This is a genomic window from Allobranchiibius sp. GilTou38, assembly GCF_017565325.1.
GTDB lineage: Bacteria > Actinomycetota > Actinomycetes > Actinomycetales > Dermatophilaceae > Allobranchiibius > Allobranchiibius huperziae.
The window spans coordinates 487458-503612 of the sequence record NZ_JAGEKN010000006.1 but is presented as its reverse complement, the minus strand read 5'-3'; the positions used below and the strand labels follow the sequence as shown (position 1 = coordinate 503612).

17 protein-coding genes are annotated in these 16155 nt (G+C 67.1%); 11 read left to right on the top strand and 6 right to left on the bottom strand.

Annotated elements, in window-relative coordinates; translation table 11 throughout:
* Window positions 1-453 precede the first annotated feature (453 nt).
* Window positions 454-699, top strand: a complete 246-nt coding sequence (locus JOB34_RS07490) for an ANTAR domain-containing protein (RefSeq protein ID WP_208052413.1) — start codon at window positions 454-456, stop codon at window positions 697-699.
* An 18-nt stretch (window positions 700-717) separates the two neighbouring features.
* On the opposite strand, the gene JOB34_RS07485 is transcribed toward JOB34_RS07490, so the two are convergent.
* The 3 genes from JOB34_RS07485 to JOB34_RS07475 form a co-directional block, all read right to left on the bottom strand.
* Window positions 718-960 (bottom strand): hypothetical protein, encoded by a 243-nt coding sequence (locus tag JOB34_RS07485; RefSeq protein WP_208052091.1) that lies wholly within the window; start codon window positions 958-960, stop codon window positions 718-720.
* 513 nt (window positions 961-1473) lie between these two features.
* The gene (locus JOB34_RS07480) at window positions 1474-1884 is read right to left on the bottom strand and encodes an ester cyclase (protein ID WP_208052090.1); all 411 of its coding nucleotides are present in this window, start codon (window positions 1882-1884) and stop codon (window positions 1474-1476) included.
* A gap of 121 nt (window positions 1885-2005) precedes the next feature.
* Window positions 2006-2614, bottom strand: a complete 609-nt coding sequence (locus JOB34_RS07475; protein WP_208052089.1) for an NAD(P)H-dependent oxidoreductase — start codon at window positions 2612-2614, stop codon at window positions 2006-2008.
* A gap of 84 nt (window positions 2615-2698) precedes the next feature.
* On the opposite strand from JOB34_RS07475, the gene JOB34_RS07470 reads away from it, so the two are divergent.
* The 3 genes from JOB34_RS07470 (at window position 2699) to JOB34_RS07460 (ending at window position 5782) form a co-directional block, all read left to right on the top strand.
* Window positions 2699-3148, top strand: a complete 450-nt coding sequence (locus JOB34_RS07470; protein ID WP_208052088.1) for a MarR family transcriptional regulator — start codon at window positions 2699-2701, stop codon at window positions 3146-3148.
* A 92-nt stretch (window positions 3149-3240) separates the two neighbouring features.
* Window positions 3241-3609 (top strand): hypothetical protein, encoded by a 369-nt coding sequence (locus JOB34_RS07465; protein WP_208052087.1) that lies wholly within the window; start codon window positions 3241-3243, stop codon window positions 3607-3609.
* Between the two features lie 421 nt (window positions 3610-4030).
* Complete coding sequence (locus tag JOB34_RS07460; RefSeq protein ID WP_208052412.1) at window positions 4031-5782, top strand: DEAD/DEAH box helicase; 1752 nt, start codon at window positions 4031-4033, stop codon at window positions 5780-5782.
* Window positions 5783-6043: 261 nt separating this feature from the next.
* On the opposite strand, the gene JOB34_RS07455 is transcribed toward JOB34_RS07460, so the two are convergent.
* From JOB34_RS07455 to JOB34_RS07445, 3 genes are all read right to left on the bottom strand, one after another.
* A complete protein-coding gene (locus JOB34_RS07455; protein ID WP_208052086.1) occupies window positions 6044-6622 on the bottom strand; it encodes a putative glycolipid-binding domain-containing protein in 579 nt (192 codons plus the stop codon).
* Window positions 6623-6943: 321 nt separating this feature from the next.
* Window positions 6944-7750, bottom strand: coding sequence for an SDR family oxidoreductase (locus JOB34_RS07450; protein WP_208052085.1), 807 nt, complete (start codon window positions 7748-7750; stop codon window positions 6944-6946).
* A 55-nt stretch (window positions 7751-7805) separates the two neighbouring features.
* On the bottom strand, window positions 7806-8696 hold the full coding sequence (locus JOB34_RS07445) for a MurR/RpiR family transcriptional regulator (RefSeq protein WP_208052084.1): 891 nt from the start codon (window positions 8694-8696) through the stop codon (window positions 7806-7808).
* A gap of 229 nt (window positions 8697-8925) precedes the next feature.
* Here JOB34_RS07445 and JOB34_RS07440 point away from each other — a divergent pair, with 229 nt between their 5' ends.
* Genes JOB34_RS07440 through JOB34_RS07410 form a run of 7 tightly spaced genes read left to right on the top strand, consistent with a single transcriptional unit; the run spans window position 8926 to window position 16151 of the window.
* Window positions 8926-10500, top strand: coding sequence for an ABC transporter substrate-binding protein (locus JOB34_RS07440; protein WP_208052083.1), 1575 nt, complete (start codon window positions 8926-8928; stop codon window positions 10498-10500).
* Between the two features lie 40 nt (window positions 10501-10540).
* Window positions 10541-11500 carry an ABC transporter permease gene (locus JOB34_RS07435; protein WP_208052082.1) on the top strand — a complete coding sequence of 320 codons (960 nt, stop codon included), beginning with the start codon at window positions 10541-10543 and terminating at the stop codon, window positions 11498-11500.
* Window positions 11497-12375, top strand: a complete 879-nt coding sequence (locus JOB34_RS07430; protein WP_208052081.1) for an ABC transporter permease — start codon at window positions 11497-11499, stop codon at window positions 12373-12375. The genes JOB34_RS07435 and JOB34_RS07430 overlap by 4 nt, the downstream gene beginning before the upstream one ends.
* Window positions 12375-13379: an ABC transporter ATP-binding protein gene (locus JOB34_RS07425; RefSeq protein WP_208052080.1), complete on the top strand. Its 1005-nt coding sequence runs from the start codon at window positions 12375-12377 to the stop codon at window positions 13377-13379. The genes JOB34_RS07430 and JOB34_RS07425 overlap by 1 nt, the downstream gene beginning before the upstream one ends.
* Window positions 13376-14374: an ABC transporter ATP-binding protein gene (locus tag JOB34_RS07420; RefSeq protein WP_208052079.1), complete on the top strand. Its 999-nt coding sequence runs from the start codon at window positions 13376-13378 to the stop codon at window positions 14372-14374. The genes JOB34_RS07425 and JOB34_RS07420 overlap by 4 nt, the downstream gene beginning before the upstream one ends.
* A complete protein-coding gene (locus JOB34_RS07415) occupies window positions 14371-15204 on the top strand; it encodes a M55 family metallopeptidase (protein WP_208052078.1) in 834 nt (277 codons plus the stop codon). The genes JOB34_RS07420 and JOB34_RS07415 overlap by 4 nt, the downstream gene beginning before the upstream one ends.
* 14 nt (window positions 15205-15218) lie before the next feature.
* Window positions 15219-16151: an isoaspartyl peptidase/L-asparaginase gene (locus tag JOB34_RS07410; protein ID WP_208052077.1), complete on the top strand. Its 933-nt coding sequence runs from the start codon at window positions 15219-15221 to the stop codon at window positions 16149-16151.
* Window positions 16152-16155 lie beyond the last annotated feature (4 nt).

The window sequence follows — 16155 nt, the reverse complement described above, 5'->3', positions numbered from 1 at the left end:
TGGTGGGCGCGCCGGCTTTGCGGGCGGGGGCCGCTGCGGTGCCACGGTGGGCTGAGACCCGAGATGACGACGTGTGCGTTCAACAGCGTCACACTGGAGGAGGCATTCCCCGATTGATGGGTTCTTTACCGTCGGAGGTGCAATGCCGGACCGGTTCAACTGTCGGCGGCCGGACGTTTGGTGGCGGTCTTTGTTGTGTCTCTGCCGCCGCGTGTTCGCCATGGGAAGTGGAGCGCGGCATGGTCACTCGGCAACGTCTCTTGGATGCGTTCATTGAGATGTCTGACACCCTGGCGTCAGGTTTCGATCCGATCGATTTCGCTCACACCCTGGCCGCGACCGCTGTGGAGCCGTTCGAGCTGCAACACGACCAAGGACCATGTGTGGACGCCTACCGCAGCGGTCTGCCGGTGACCAACGTCGAACAAGTCGAGGTGGAGACCCGTTGGCCGTCTGGCCGAGCAGCTGCGGGAAGTACTCAACACTCGGGTCCTGATCGAACGGGCCAAGGACATGCTCTCGGCCCAGCACGGCATGGCAATCTCTGATGCATTCACGGTGATGCGCGGCCATGCCCGCCGCAGCGATCGAACCCTCACGCAGGTGGCCGCCAACATCATCGAGGGCGCCACGGATTTCCTGCATCCGACCGCTAAGGCTGACCAGCACGCCGGTCATGACACGGACGGTCCAGGGTGAAGTGCCGGTTCGCTGACCTCAGGCCAGGTGCGCACTGCCCCGACGTCGGGCGCGGCCTCTGGCCTGGTACTCGGTGAAGCTGATGACGCCGGCAACTCGGTCGCACAGGTCGATCACCTCGGCGATGTCCAACCGCGAAAGATCCGCACCGCTGAGTGCTGCCCGAACACGGGCCTGATGCGCGGCGGACAGGCGTGCGATGCAGTCTTCTACCGTGCGGCGACCGGTGACGGGCGGTGAGGTCAGCAAATCCCGTTCCATGAGGGCCGTCCTTGACTCGCGAGAGGAAACGAGGCCGGGGTCCGGGGCCCATGGCAGACCAGGGTGGGTCTGTGCTCGGGACGGCGACTGATGGCACATGGTGACGGCCGCTGCGATCTGTCGTCCGTGGTGTTGGCCACGGCAGGATCCGGCACGATGAGCAACTCAGCTGCGTTCCGCATCGGTACTCTACGTGGTTCGGGCAGCGCACGAAAGGTTCGTATCGGCTGTGCATATGAGGTATGTCCTAGATGCACACCCGGGAACAGAACATCAGGCTCAGCGTGGCTGCCCAGCCGGTGGCCATAGCCACCGGCTGGTTCGAACGTACTCGTCACGATCACACAATCCCGACGCTGACTCGGATCAGCTTCCATGGTCTGACAGGCGTTGCCGTAATGAATCCGACCGCGGCCGAAGGCGATGAACTGGGGCTTTCCCACCTGGCTGTCTTCACCCGCTGCCCGATGCTTCAACCTCGGCAAGGGGTTGCGGTGAGCGTGGTGGTGCGGTTCAGGCCAGGCCGAGCTGGGTCATCATGCCGAGCTCGTCGCTGCTGCCCCATCGTTCGACGAGCTTGCCGTCGGCGAACTTGCTGATCTGAACGCCGCGTGCCTTGAACGCCTTGCCGGTGGCGTCGTGGCCCTGGAACGGCCCGTTGTGGGTCCCGGTCAGGGTGTAGGCGAACGCGACCTGGTCGTCGTCGGCGACGAGGGTTTCGACCTCGACATGCAGGTCGGGGAACGCGGTCCGCATGTCGGTGAACATCGCCTTGAAGCCCTCGGGACCGTGGCCCTGGCCGGGTGCGGGGTCGTGGTCGACGGCGTCGGGGGCGACGAGCTGGTCGAACGCGTCCAGGTTGCCGGTGTTGACCGCCTCGCCGAAGGCTTCCTGCGAGGCGATGTTGGTCTTCTTGTCGAACACGTTGGTGTCTCCTTGATGGTTGGTGTCGTGTGGTTCGAACCGGCCCAGCGCGGCGGATGGGATCGCAACCGGCTCGGGGTGCTCCAAGACCGGCCCAGATTTCGCGGGCTGGTCAGCGGTGTCAGCTGGTGGCGGGGTAGGCGTTCGCCTGCAGGAGGTGTGCCAGGTGGACGGCGTTGGCTGCGGCGATCTTGGTGGTGCTCGCGGTCTTCTCGGGGGTGGCGTCGAGGTCTTTGTAGTCGATGGCGTGCATGGCCTCGCCGTTCCAGTAGCTCACTCCTTGTGCGGGGATGGTGAACCCGACGTCGTTGAGGCATTGGAAGACGATGGCGCTGATGTGGTGGGCGCCGTCCTCGTTGCCGACGACGGCCGCGATGGCCACCTTGCCGAACGTCAGGGGACGACCCTGCTCGTCGGTCTCGGACAGTTCTGCGTCCAGGCGTTCCAGGACGCGTTGGCAGATGCTGCTGGGCTGGCCCATCCAGGTGGGGGTGGCCAGGATCACGATGTCGGACGCGATCAGCTGGGCCCGGATCTGTGGCCACTGGTCGCCGTCGCCCATGTCGGCCTCGACGCCGGCCTTGACGTCATGGTCGGCGACCCGGACGACGGTGGCCTCCACGTCGGGCATCTGCTCGATGAGCTGGCGGGCCAGCAGATCACTGCTGGAATCGGACGAACTGTCGCGCAGGCTGCACACCAACGCCAGCACGCGAAGGGACTGCGTCATCACGTTCTCCTCACCACTTGATATCTCACCTTGCATGCAAGATACTTGCACACAAGTTTTCCTATCGCCGACAGACTGGACCAAATGACCACGATCACCCCAGCCCCGGACCCCGCGTTGGAGTCGATGGTCTGCTTCGACCTGTACGCGGCTTCGCGTGCCGTCACCGCGGTGTACCGGCGGCTGCTGTCGCAGTACCACCTGACATACCCGCAGTACTTGGTCCTCATCGTTCTGTGGCGCACCGCGCAGCCCACCATCGGGGAGTTGGCCGAGGCGGTGCGCTTGGACTACGGCACGCTGACCCCGCTGCTGCGGCGGATGGAACGAGCCGGTCTGGTGACGCGCTCTCGCCGTAGCCGGGACGAACGGATCGTGACCGTCTCCGTCACCGAGGCCGGCGCCGCGCTGCAAGAGCAGGAGCCCCACATCCGGGCCGTCATCACCGAAGCCACCGGTCTGGCCTCTGAGGAAATGGCCGCACTGCAACAGACCTTGCGCACCATCGCCGCTACGAGCGGCAGGTTCCAATGACGTCACCGCTGCGCAGATGTCAGGTTGGACTCAATTCCTGGAACGCACCTACTAAGCGGCCGCAGCACCCTCGTGGCTGGTACACCTTGCCGATGGAGCGACGGTGGGGCAGTCAGGTGCCGGCTGCTGCCGGTGGAGACCGGGCCGCGTTCGCGCAGATCTACGACATGACGACCGGCCTGGTCTATGCCCACCTGGTCGCTTTGCAGGGTGATCGCCCTGAGGGCCGCTTGCAGGAGGCCTACCTGCAGTACTGGACGCAGCTACCTACCTTGGTGGAGCAGGGATCGATGTCCAGCGTCGTCGCGTGGCTTGTACAGGCGGCCGAGAACATCGATCACGCCATTGCGCCCCCCATTGTGCTCACGGTGAACCCCGCGCTCGGGATTCTGCCCGAAATGACAGGCCAGCCGGTGGTGCCTGCTGTTGTGGTGCGGGCGACCCCGAAGACCGACGTATGACGGACCCGCTGAGATGCGTACACCGTGGTGTTCGGGGTGCGGCGTGACACCGCGCGTACCCATCGAGGGGCTCAGTGCCCTCCTGGAGAAGGCCGCCCGTCTTGATCGTGAACTCGGTCCGGACAGTGACGTCGAGTGGGCCGTGGTCGAGATGGTCACCCGCACCGAGCCTGCATCCCCACCCACGGGATCGGCTCAGCCAGAAGGCACCGTCGGTGACACCACCGTTCTGAGACCAGCTGCGACACGGAGCGTATGGACCGCGGATGCCGTGCGGGTGAGGAAGCTGGCTCGGGCGGCGCGGCGAGAGCAACCCAGGGTGCAGACGGTGGCCGCGACGTCGTGAGCGCGCGTCCGCGCCAGCACCCACTACCGTCGTCGGGTGAGTGATGTAGCGGACGGGACCCCGGCGGCACGCGAGATGCCGACCTTCGCCGAGCTCGGGTTGCCCGAGAAGGTGCAGGCCGTGTTGCGTGACGTGGGCTACGAGACCCCGTCGGCGGTGCAGGCCGCGACCATTCCGCCGCTGCTCGAAGGCCGTGACGTCGTCGGCGTCGCGCAGACCGGCACCGGCAAGACCGCGGCGTTCGCCCTGCCGATCCTGTCCCGCCTGGACCTCACTCAGAAGGCGCCGCAGGCGCTCGTGCTCGCCCCGACGCGCGAGCTCGCGCTGCAGGTATGTGAGGCCTTCGAGAAGTACGCCGCCCACCTCAAGGGCGTGAAGGTCCTGCCCGTCTACGGCGGCCAGGGGTACGGCGTGCAGCTCTCCGCGCTGCGCCGGGGCGTCCATGTGGTCGTCGGCACTCCCGGCCGGATCATGGACCACCTCGACAAGGGCACCCTGGACCTGACCCAGTTGCGTTTCCTGGTGCTCGACGAAGCCGACGAGATGCTCAAGATGGGCTTCGCCGAGGATGTCGAGACAATCCTGGCCGACACGCCCAGGGACAAGAACGTCGCCCTGTTCTCGGCAACGATGCCGGCCCAGATCCGCCGGCTGTCGAAGAAGTACCTCAACGACCCCGTCGAGATCACCGTCAAGGGCAAGACGTCCACGGCGGCCAACATCACCCAGCGCTACCTCACGGTGAGCTATCCGCAGAAGGTCGATGCTCTGACGCGGATCCTGGAGGTCGAGAACTTCGAGGGCATGATCGTGTTCGTCCGCACCAAGAACGAGACCGAGACCCTGGCCGAGAAGTTGCGGGCCCGGGGATTCTCGGCCATGGCGATCAACGGCGACGTGGCCCAGAACGTGCGGGAGCGGACCGTGAACCAGCTCAAGTCCGGCGCCCTGGACATCCTGGTGGCCACCGACGTAGCGGCCCGCGGCCTCGACGTGGAACGGATCAGCCACGTGGTCAACTACGACATCCCGACCGACACCGAGTCCTACGTGCACCGGATCGGGCGCACCGGCCGGGCCGGGCGCAGCGGCGATGCGATCTCGTTCATCACGCCGCGGGAGAGGTACCTGCTCAAGCACATCGAGAAGGCCACCCGCCAGCCGCTGACCCCGATGTCCTGGCCCAGCGTCGAGGACGTCAACACCACGCGCCTGGCCCGCTTCGATGACCAGATCACCGAGGCACTGCAGGCGAGGGATCGCATCGAGGGTTTCCGAGAGATCGTGGCCCACTACGTCCGCGAGCACGACGTGCCCGAGGTCGACGTGGCCGCCGCGCTGGCCGTGGTGGCCCAGGGGGAGGAGCCGTTGCTGCTCGACCCGGTCGCCGAGAAGTCGCGGCGCACCGAGCGCCCCGCCCGTGAAGAGCGACCCGACCGCGGCGCCGACAGCAAGTCCAGCCGTGGCGATCGCGGCGCCCGGCCCGAGCGCGGCGCCCAGCACGAACGACGGGCTCGGCCCGGCCACACGACGTTCGCGAGCTACCGCATCAATGTCGGCAAGCGGCACAAGGTGGAGCCGCGCCAGATCGTCGGCGCCATCGCCAACGAGGGCGGACTGAGCCGCGGCGACTTCGGCGCCATCTCGATCCGGCCCAACTTCTCGCTCGTGGAGCTGCCGGCCGACTTGCCCCCCGAGGTCTTCGACAAGCTGCGCACCACCCGCATCTCGGGCAGGTTGATCGACCTGGCCGAGGACGACGGCACGAAGGGCTCCGCGGAGTCCTTCCAGGACCGGGCAACTCGCAAACCCCGCCACAAGGGCTGACCGGGCCGGCATCACCGGCGCATCGGCCCCGACGGGATCGGTGCGAGGGACCGGCAGATCTCACCAGTCTCGCGTGGGATCGACGCGCGCTCGCCTCCAATTGCAGGGCGACGGACTACTGACCACCGACACGATCGCCAAGGTTTACTGCGAGCTCCTAAGCGCGCTCCCCCGGCCTGAGCCCACGTTCCGCAACGCGGCGGCATGGGTCACTCTGGGCGGTAGGACGTGGTGGTAGGCCACGAAACCACCGCCACCCGCCTAAACGAGGCGGGTGGCGATCCCTGGGTAGGTGAGCACCAGGCCCGCAGCGTCGTAGGTCAACTCGCAGGAGAAGTCGAATGACGGGGCGGCGTAGGAGTATCGCTGGGCGCTGGGGTCGTGAGTGCGTGCGTACTGCTGCTCGAAGCGATGGACGCTGAGGTCGTGGGCTCGGACGTACGCGGCTGGTGCCTGGCTTCCGGCATCTGGGGGCAGCGCGAGTCGGTGCACGGGGAGGGTGTTGGTGAGCGCCGAGGACTCGAGGTCCAGATCGAAGCACCCCTCCAGCCCGGGTTGGATCACCCCGTCGACGAACCAATGTCCTTCGCCGTCACTGTCCAGCACCAGCGAGCGGGGGCCGTCCTCGGAGCGACCGGTGATCTCGGCATGGCGGGTGCGCCACTGCGTGTCGACGGCGATGCGGTAGCTCACGAGCCACGGGCTCGCGTCCTCGACGGCGGTCGTACACCCAGCGAATACGTAGCCTTCAGTGCTGGATTCGAAGAACGCGACCTCGAGCGCGGTGCGGGTGTATCGGTGGGACCAGGCGGCGCTGCGGGGGAGCGGAAGGAAAGCCATGACGGACTCCGGCTCTGTTCCTGAGTGGCACACGCACGGCGACCACGTGGCGGGGGAGAGGTGTCCCAGTCTTGCCGGTGACCCACGATGTGTGGGCCGATTCGGCACCGCAGACGCGGTCCTCACCGCCCGGACGACGCGCCCCAGAGCGCTTCTTGTCGTGGCTGTGTCAGGGGCGCACGGAACGAGCGCGGGATCCCCATATCGTGCGCGTCCGGATTCACGCGAGGTGGACCCGCCGCGCGGACTTTCGCCCCGACACCCTTGGACCTCGGCGAGGTTGCTCCCTCTTGGGGTGCGGGATACGCCGCCGCGCGGCGGCTAGTTGCTGGCCTCGCCGTAGTTGAACGTCGTCGTGCACCCACCGTCCACGGTGACGATCGACCCGGTCATGAACGACGCGGAGTCGGAGGCCAGGAAGACGGCGAGGTTGGCCACCTCGCTGGGCTGGGCCTGACGTCCCAGCGGTTGCATGCCCGCGGCCTTCTCCCTGATGGCCGTCGCCGCGTCGAACTCCTCGGGTGACAACTGCGGGCCGCGCCGCCCGAGCCCGGTGTCGATGTATCCCGGGCAGATGGCATTGAACCGCAGGCCGTCGTGACCGTAGTCGACGGCCAGCTGACGGGTCAGATTGATGATCGCCGCCTTGGACGCGCAGTACGCGGCGGCGTTCGGTGCGCCGATGAGTCCGTACGTCGATGCGGTGTTGACCACGCACCCGCTGCCCTGCTCCAGGAAGTGGTGCAGTGCGTACTTGGTGCAGAGGAAGGTGCCGCGCAGGTTGACGTCGATCACGCGGTCGAAGTCCGCCGGCTCGATCTCGTGCAGCCGGAGCTTGCCGCCACCGACGCCGGCGTTGTTGACCAGGATGTCGAGGGATCCGAAGCGCTCCACCGTCGCGCGGACCAACGCCTGCGCCTGGTCCGCATCGGAGACGTCCGCGGCGGTGAAGGCGGCCTCGCCGCCGTTGTCGACGATCTCCCGCACGGTGCGTTCGCCGTCGTCGACCAGCACGTCCGACACCATCACCCGTGCGCCCGCGGCACCGAGAGCGGTCGCGATGGCCCGACCGATCCCATTGCCCGAGCCGGTGACGATCGCGGTCTTGTGCTGCAGGTTCTCGGTCATCGTGTCTCCTCGTTGCGGTTTGTTCGCTAGTCCGGCCTCGTCGGCCGGCTGGTGGTCACTGGCGTGGCGGGTTGGTGTTGTGGGCCCTGGTGTGACCCACCGCCTGGTCCTCCCACTTGCGCATCCGACGGATGCCCTGTGCCCCCATCCGGGACATCACGGACTCCACGATGGTCTCGACCAGCGCGAGCAGCCCGACGAACGTGTCGAAGGGCACGGCTTCGACTTCCGCGGTGAGGACGACGTCCGCGACCGCTGCGACCGGTGACATCCACCGGTCGGTGATCAGGATGACGTCCAGTCCGGCGGCCTTGACCTGCTGGGCGAGTTCGAGAGATGCCGGCTCGTATCGGCGTAGATCGAAAAGCACCAGGACAGAACGCCTTCGGGCATCCAGGATGAGCCCTGCGTCGTGGCGAAGTGGATCGTCGACGTACACGACGTCGCCGCGCACCTGGGAGAGCTGCAGGGCGAGGACCTGAGCGATGGAGCGGGAGAAGAACCCGCCAGTGATGAGGATCTGTTTGGTGCAGCCGGTGATCAGGCCGATGGCCGAGTCCAGTTCGGACGGGGGCAGCCGGCGCGCGGTGGCGGTGACGGCATCGGCACGTCGCCGCATCGCTTCCGCGAACGGCGTGGGCCCGTGCGGATCATGGCTCTGCGCGATCGTGCGCTGCACCGGGCTGCTGGCCCCGCTGGAGACCTCGGAGCGCAGCGCCCGCTGCATGTCGCTGAACCCGGTGAAGCCCAGACGCGTGGCGAGGCGCACGACGGTCGGTGCGCTCACCCCGGCCTCCGCGGCGAGGCTGTGGCTGGTGCCGAGTCCGCACGCCGGATAGTCGGCCAGCAGTCGCCTGGCGACGCGTCGTTCGGCGTCGCTCAGCCCGTCCATCATCTGGTGCACCCGCGCATCGACCGTGGACGACGCCGAGGGTTCCGTTGGCATACAGGGGCCCTCCACTCTCGATCGCATGACCGGAACGGGTCACGACGGTGCGTAACAGATGTAACCAGACCATACAAAAACAGAGCGCAAGACACATCTGTAATAACGTTTGCGTAACGACCTGCTCACCCTCCTGGTACCGGGGGAGCAGCGTCCGTACGTTCGACACAACGACCCGCGGGGCACTGGCGCCGCGGGTCTCGGGTCGTCCGACATCGAGGAGTAGGCCATGAGACGCAAGGTTCTGAGTCTGACCACCGTGGGTGCGCTCGCGATGGGCAGCGTTGCGCTGAGCGCATGTTCGGGTGGTGCCTCCGGCGGCACCTCTGGGACGAACGCCGACGGGGGGACCCCCGTCCAGGGCGGGAACCTGGTCGTCGCACGCGCCCAGGACGCCAAGTCCATGAACAACATCCTGACCTTCGACAACACGTCGATCTTCACCTTCGAGCAGATGCTGCAGCCCCTGTTCACCGTCACCCCCGACGGCAAGGGCACGACCCCTCTGCTGGCGAAGGGGTACACGATCTCCGCCGACAAGATGACCTACACGATCCAGCTCAAGCCGGGCATCAAGTTCTCCACCGGCACGGAGATGACCTCGGCCGACGTGAAGTTCTCCATCGACCAGGACACCAAGTACGCGTCCACGGGCTGGGGTTACATCAACAGCTCCATCAAGCAGGTCTCGGCGCCCAGCAAGTACGTGGTCGTGGTGACGCTGAAGCACCCGTGGGCACCCCTGATCGCCGACCTCGCGCTCTTCTCCAACGCCGTGGTGCCGAACAACTACGGCGGCAAGACGATGGACGCCTTCTACCAGGCGCCGGTGGGCACGGGGCCGTTCAAGTGGGGGGAGTGGAAGCGCGGGCAGTACCTGAAGCTGCTCGCCAACCCCAACTACTGGCAGAAGGGCTACCCCCACCTGCAGTCCGTGACCTTCAACGTCGTACCCGACTCCAACACGCGCAAGCTGCAGGTGCAGGGCGGGCAGGCCGACGTCGACGAGTACCCGGACTGGTCGACGTTCCAGTCGGTGGGCTCCCCGACGGTCTCCGCCACGGCGTTCCCCTCGACCGAGCTGGACTACGTCGCGTTCAACGAGGCCAAGAAGCCGTTCCAGGACATCCACGTACGCCGCGCGATCTCGGCGATGATCGATCGCCAGGCCATCGTGAAGGCGGTCCTGTTCAACCACGGGACCGCGGCGAACTCGCTGCTGATGCCCGGTGTGCCGTTCTACCAGAAGAGCACGCCCGGGATCATGAAGGACGCAGCCCTCGCGAAGAGCGAACTCGCCCAGTCCTCGGTGCCGAACGGTTTCAGTACGACGCTGCTGATCCCGTCCGGTGATGCCTCGAAGATGACCACCGCGCAGATCATCCAGAGCGACCTGAAGCCCTACAACATCAACGTCACCATCAAGCAGCTGGACCCCACCGCGAACCACAACGCCCAGCAGAACATGCAGTACGAGATGGGTCTGTCCGCGTGGACGATGGACATTCCTGACCCCGATGAGTGGACTAGCTTCGCGGTGGACCCCGCCGGTGGTGCGAAGTCGGCCTACACCAACTATTCGAGCCCGACCGCCATCAAACTCAACCGCGAGGCGGAGCAGACGGTGGACCCGACCCAGCGCGCCGCGCTCTACAACCAGCTGCAGGACGTGACTGCGCACGATGCCCCGCTGGCGTACCTGTATTACGCGCCGTTCGCTTACGGGGTCTCCAAGAAGGTGCACAAGTTCGAGGTGACACCGCTCGGCAACTACCCCCTCGCCGACGTGTGGAAGAGCAAGTAATCGCGCCCGGCGTCCGTCGAATGGGAGAAGGGCTGATCTCATGCTAGGGCGACTCAAGTTCGTGCCCATGCGCATCGTGCAGGCGGTGCCTGTGGCCTTCGGGGTGACCGTCGTGGTCTTCCTGCTCGTGCATCTCATTCCGGGTAATCCGGCCGAATCCATTCTGGGTGCCCAGGCGACACCCGCCAGGGTCGCGGCGCTCAGCAAGCAGATGGGTCTGGACGAGTCACTGCCGCAGCAGTACCTGCACTTCCTGGACAACATCGCGCACGGGAATCTGGGGCAGAGCTACACCTACCAGACCTCGGTGCTGAGTCTGGTCCTGCAGCGGGTGCCGGTGACCTTGCTGCTGGTCCTCTACTCCGTGGTGCTGATGCTGATCATCAGCGTCCCGCTGTCGGCATGGGCTGCCAGCCGCCCCGGCGGAGCCCGCGACCATGCCGTGCGGGTGGTGCCGCTCGTGGGGCTCGGTATGCCCCAGTTCTGGGTGGGGGTGATGCTGCTGCTGGTCTTCGCGGTCGGGTTCAAGTGGTTCCCGGTGGGTGGCTACGGGCAGACGTTCTCCCAACACCTCTGGTACCTCTTCCTGCCCGCATTGACGCTGGCCATCTCCGTGTCACCGGTGATCATCCGCAGCCTGCGGTCCTCGATGCTCAACGTGCTGGAGAGCGACTATGTGGCGACAGCACGGTCCAAGGGCGCGGCTGGCTGGTCGCTGTTCTCCGGCCACGTCCTGCGGAACGCGGTGATCCCCGCCGTCAGCATCGTCGGGGTGAACGTCGGTTACCTCGTGGGCGGCACGCTCGTCATCGAGCAGGTGTTCGCGATTCCCGGACTGGGATCGTTGCTGATCGGGTCGATCCAGGCGCGCGACTTCCCGTCGGTGCAGGCTGTGGCCCTGTTCGTCGCGGTGTTCGTCGTGGCGGTGGGAGTGCTCACCGACATCGTCTACACGCTCCTTGATCCACGCGTCGATCTCACCCGTCGGGGTGACGTATGAGTGCCGTCGCCACGCTGCGTCGGTCACGCCGCGGCGGGCAGCCGGCGTCGCGTCGGCTGCGTCCCTGGTATGAGAACCGCTCGCTCGTCGCCGGGTTGATCATCGTCGGGATCATGGTGCTGCTCGCCGTCCTGGCCCCGCTCATCTCCCCGGACAACCCGCTGCACCAGAACCTCGACCAAGCGCTCCAGGGGCCCAGCGGCTCGCATTGGCTCGGGACGGACAAGCTCGGTCGCGACGTCCTCTCCCGACTGCTGTACGGCGCACGCGTCGACCTCAAGATCGGCTTCCTCGCGGTCCTCATCCCCTTCGTGGTGGGGTCCGTGCTCGGCGCGATCGCCGGCTACTACGGCGGCTGGGTCGACATCATCATCATGCGCGTGGTCGATGTCTTCTACGCCTTCCCGCTGTATCTGCTGGTGATCGCCCTCGTCTTCGTCATGGGTTCCGGCGAGCGCAGCATCTATCTCGCGATCGCCCTGGTCTCGTGGGTCTCCTACTGCAAGATCGTGCGCGGTGAGGTGATCGTCGCGAGGCGCCAGGAGTACGTGCAGGCCGCCCGCCTCGGGGGCCTGAAGAATCTGCGGGTGCTGGCTCGGCACGTGGGCCCGAACGTGGTAAGCCAGGCCATCACCTACGCCATGTCCGACATCATCATGGACATCATGGTCATCGTGACCCTGGGCTATCTCGGCCTGGGCATCACGCCACCGACCGCCGAATGGGGATCGATGATCTCCGACGCGCAGGAATTCATCACCACCTTGTGGTGGATGGCAGTGCTGCCCGGTGTCGCCGTCGTGATCACGGGGCTCGGACTGTCCCTGATCGGCGATGGCCTGGGTGACCTGCTGTCCCCGGAGCGGAGAAGATAGTGCCGACCGACACACCGTCGACGCCGGTGCTGAGCGTGCAGCACCTGAGCCTCGGTATCCGCCGAAGTGAAGGCCACTGGGATCCCCTGGTGCGTGACGTGTCCTTCGAGGTCCCTGCCGGTGTGCGATACGGCCTGGTGGGGGAGTCGGGGTCGGGCAAGTCGATGACCTTGAAGGCCATCGCCGGCCTGCTCCCCCGGGGCGTGGAGGTCATGGAGGGGCAGGCCTGGCTGGGCGGCGAGGATCTCCTGTCGATGTCGGCGGCCAGACGCCGGCAGATCATGGGCCCGAAGCTGTCGATGATCTTCCAGGAGCCGATGACCGCGCTGAACCCCACCATGCGGGTCGGCGCGCAGATCGCGGAGGGACCGCGTCGTCACCTGGGACTGTCGAAGAAGGCGGCGATGGACCTGGCCGTGCAGATGATCGCGCGTACCGGGATCCCCGACCCCGTCCGGCGGGCCAGGGCCTTTCCGCACGAGCTGTCCGGGGGTCTGCGCCAGCGGGTCATGATCGCGATGGCGCTGTCGTGCCAGCCCACGTTGGTGCTCTGCGACGAGCCCACCACCGCGCTGGACGTGACCGTGCAGGACCAGGTGCTGCGGCTGCTCGCCACGCTGTGCGAGGACATGGGCAGCGCGCTGGTGTTCGTCACCCACGATCTGGCCGTCATCAGCCAGACATGCAGCCGCCTGAGCGTGATGTACGGCGGGCAGATCATGGAGGAGGGCAGCGTCCGCGATGTGTATCGCGCGCCCCTGCATCCCTACACGGAGGCCCTCTTCGAATCCGCACCGGACTTCGATGACCCGGAGAGGATGCTCAAGCCCATCCCGGGACTGCCACCGTCGTTGACCCATCCGCTCCCGGGGTGCGCATTCGCTCCCCGCTGCCGCCACGCCGTCGAGGCGTGCACGACGAGTGCCAAGCAGCTCGCCCCGGTGGCGGGCGGCAGGCTCTCGGCCTGCGACCGCGTCCATGAGATCTTCGAGGTCAACGCATGAGCATCATCTCGGGCGTGAACGAGGCGCTCCGCGTCGAGGACCTCACCAAGCAGTACGGCAGCCGCAGGAACATCCTGCGGGCCCTGGACGGAGTTTCCCTGGAGCTGCAGCGCGGGGAGATCCTGGGGCTGGTGGGGGAGTCCGGCTCCGGCAAGTCGACGCTGGCGAAGATCATCGCGGGAGGGACCCGTCAGACCTCCGGACGAGTGCTGTCCGACGGGTCGGAGATAGGGATACATCGCAACGCCGGCGAGCACCGACGGATCCAGATGGTGTTCCAGGACCCCTACTCATCCCTCAACCCCCGGCTGACCGTCCGCTCGACACTGGCGGAGGTGCTCCGGGTCCACAAGATCGTGCCGCGGGACCAGATCGACAAGGAAGTGTCCCGCCTGATGGGCCTGGTGGGTCTGGACGACAGTGCGCTCGATGCGTATCCGGGTCAGTTCTCCGGTGGGCAGCGGCAGCGCATCGCGATCGCCCGGGCTCTGGCGGTGCGACCGGAGGTGCTGGTCGCCGACGAGCCGGTCTCGGCCCTCGATGTGTCGGTGCAGGCCACCATCCTCGATCTGTTCCGATCGCTGCGCACCGAGCTGGGGCTGTCCGTCCTCTTCATCGCGCACAACCTGGCGGTCGTGCAGCATCTGGTGGACCGGATCGCGGTGATGTACCTGGGCCGGATCGTCGAGGTCGCGCCGGTGCAGGCCATGTTCGCCGCCCCGCAACACCCGTACACCAAGGCGCTCATCGCCTCCGTCCCCCGGATGCGACCCGTCGATCTGGAGCGTGCGCCGGCCATTGAGGGCGAACCGCCCAGTCCGATCCATCTGCCCGAGGGTTGCAGGTTCAACCCGCGGTGCGCGCACGCGCAGTCGTCGTGTCTCGACACGGACCCGGCGCTGCAGCCGGCCGGCGCACCCGACCATCTGGCCGCATGCCTGTTCGCCGGAGCGTTGCAACCCCGGTCCATCGCAGCAACGAAGGAGTCTGCATGAAGGTCTACATCTCGTTCGATTTCGAGGGCGTCGCCGGGATCGTGGACTGGGAGCAGTGCCGCGAGGGCGGCGCGGCGTACGCCCTGGGCTGCGAACTGATGCTCGGTGAGGTCAACGCGGCGATCGACGGCGCCGTCGAGGGCGGCGCGGACGAGATCGTGGTGAACGACTCGCACTCGACCATGCGCAACCTGGATCCGAGCGCGCTCGCCCACGAGGTGATGTACGTCTCCGGCAGGCACAAGCAGCACTACATGATGCAGCAGCTGGACGATTCCTTCGACGTCATCTTCTTCGTCGGCTACCACGGGTCGATCTCCGGTGCAGCCTCGACGCTCTCGCACACCTACAACCCCGAGGTCTTCTCCGCCGCCCGGGTGAACGGCGTGGAGGTGGGGGAGAGCGGGATCAACGCTCTCGTCGCCGACCACTACTCGGTGCCGATCGGGTTGGTGACCGGTGACGATGCGACCCAGCAGCAGACGGCGCCCTTCGCGCGCAATGCGGTCCGGGTCGTCACGAAGTACTCCGACTCCCGGTTCAGCGCGAAGAATCTGCACCCGACGGCGTCCCGGAGGCTGATCCGAGCGGGTGCCCTGGAGGCGGTGCAGCGCGCGACATCCGGAGGCCTGGCGCGGGTGGATCTCACCCACCCCGTCCAGCTCGACCTCGACGTCCAGACCGGGGACATGGCCGAGGTCGGGAGTTGGGTCAAGGGCGCGGAGCGCATCGGCACCCGGACGATCCGCATCGAGTCGGACGACTCCCTGGCGGCCTTCGAATCATTCGTCGCCGTCAACTACATCACCCGCCAAGCCGGCGGGCGCTGACAGCCGTGGACGGGATGAACATTCTCTATTCGCGGCAGCCTTCGGCACGGGGCGAGATCCGCCCGGTGCTGCTCATCCACGGTGGAGCCGGGCCGCGCACCACCGAGCTGGCACTGCAGGCCGCCCAGGACTACCGACGCGGACTGCAGGATGCCCTGGACGCCGGACGCGGCGCTCTGATGGCCGGTCGGAGCGCACTGGACGCCGTGTGCGCGGCCGTCATGGTCCTGGAGGACAACCCGCTCTTCAACGCCGGGCGGGGGGCGTCCTTGACTCGCGAGGGGACGGCCGAACTGGACGCCGCCGTCATGGACGGGGACGGTCGGGCCGGAGCCGTCGCTGTCAGCCGGTACGCGCGCAATCCGGTGCTCGCCGCCCGCGCGGTGCTCGAGCGCACCGAGCACGTGCTGCTCGTGAGTCCCACCGCGGAGCTCGCGGCCGAATGGGACCTGGCGACGGTGGAGCCGGACTACTTCGTCACGGCCCACCGACAGAAGCAGCTGGACGAGGTTCTGCAGCGGGAGATCGCGCCGTCGAAGTCCGGCACCGTGGGTGCCGTCGCGATCGACGCCTCCGGAGGCGTCGCGTGCGCGACCTCGACCGGCGGGATGGTCGCGCAGGCCGTCGGCCGCGTCGGCGACACCGCGCTCATCGGCGCGGGGTCCTTCGCGAGCTCGAAGTCGATCGCCGTCTCCTGCACCGGCGAGGGCGAAGCCTTCATCCAAGGCGTCGTCGGCCACGACATCGCTGCGCGGGTGCGCTACGCAGGGGCGACGCTGGAGGAGTCCACGCGCGCCACCTACGACGAGGAGCTGGCCGGCCGTGGCGCGACGGGCGGCACCATCGCGCTCACACCGCAGGGCGAAGCGCTGATCGCGCACAACAGCAACGCGATGTTCGCCGGTCACTGGGATGGCGACGGCGACCACAGCGCGGTCTACGCCTAGCCAC

Excerpts from the sequence above, each read along its gene's own strand:
- JOB34_RS07415 (WP_208052078.1), top strand. The coding sequence starts at position 14,371 with ATGAAGGTCTACATCTCGTTCGATTTCGAGGGCGTCGCCGGGATCGTG.
- JOB34_RS07475 (WP_208052089.1), bottom strand. The coding sequence starts at position 2,614 with ATGACGCAGTCCCTTCGCGTGCTGGCGTTGGTGTGCAGCCTGCGCGAC.
- JOB34_RS07455 (WP_208052086.1), bottom strand. The coding sequence starts at position 6,622 with ATGGCTTTCCTTCCGCTCCCCCGCAGCGCCGCCTGGTCCCACCGATAC.
- JOB34_RS07445 (WP_208052084.1), bottom strand. The coding sequence starts at position 8,696 with ATGCCAACGGAACCCTCGGCGTCGTCCACGGTCGATGCGCGGGTGCAC.
- JOB34_RS07410 (WP_208052077.1), top strand. The coding sequence starts at position 15,219 with ATGAACATTCTCTATTCGCGGCAGCCTTCGGCACGGGGCGAGATCCGC.
- JOB34_RS07430 (WP_208052081.1), top strand. The coding sequence starts at position 11,497 with ATGAGTGCCGTCGCCACGCTGCGTCGGTCACGCCGCGGCGGGCAGCCG.
- JOB34_RS07440 (WP_208052083.1), top strand. The coding sequence starts at position 8,926 with ATGAGACGCAAGGTTCTGAGTCTGACCACCGTGGGTGCGCTCGCGATG.
- JOB34_RS07470 (WP_208052088.1), top strand. The coding sequence starts at position 2,699 with ATGACCACGATCACCCCAGCCCCGGACCCCGCGTTGGAGTCGATGGTC.
- JOB34_RS07420 (WP_208052079.1), top strand. The coding sequence starts at position 13,376 with ATGAGCATCATCTCGGGCGTGAACGAGGCGCTCCGCGTCGAGGACCTC.
- JOB34_RS07460 (WP_208052412.1), top strand. The coding sequence starts at position 4,031 with ATGCCGACCTTCGCCGAGCTCGGGTTGCCCGAGAAGGTGCAGGCCGTG.
- JOB34_RS07450 (WP_208052085.1), bottom strand. The coding sequence starts at position 7,750 with ATGACCGAGAACCTGCAGCACAAGACCGCGATCGTCACCGGCTCGGGC.
- JOB34_RS07465 (WP_208052087.1), top strand. The coding sequence starts at position 3,241 with ATGGAGCGACGGTGGGGCAGTCAGGTGCCGGCTGCTGCCGGTGGAGAC.
- JOB34_RS07435 (WP_208052082.1), top strand. The coding sequence starts at position 10,541 with ATGCTAGGGCGACTCAAGTTCGTGCCCATGCGCATCGTGCAGGCGGTG.
- JOB34_RS07485 (WP_208052091.1), bottom strand. The coding sequence starts at position 960 with ATGGAACGGGATTTGCTGACCTCACCGCCCGTCACCGGTCGCCGCACG.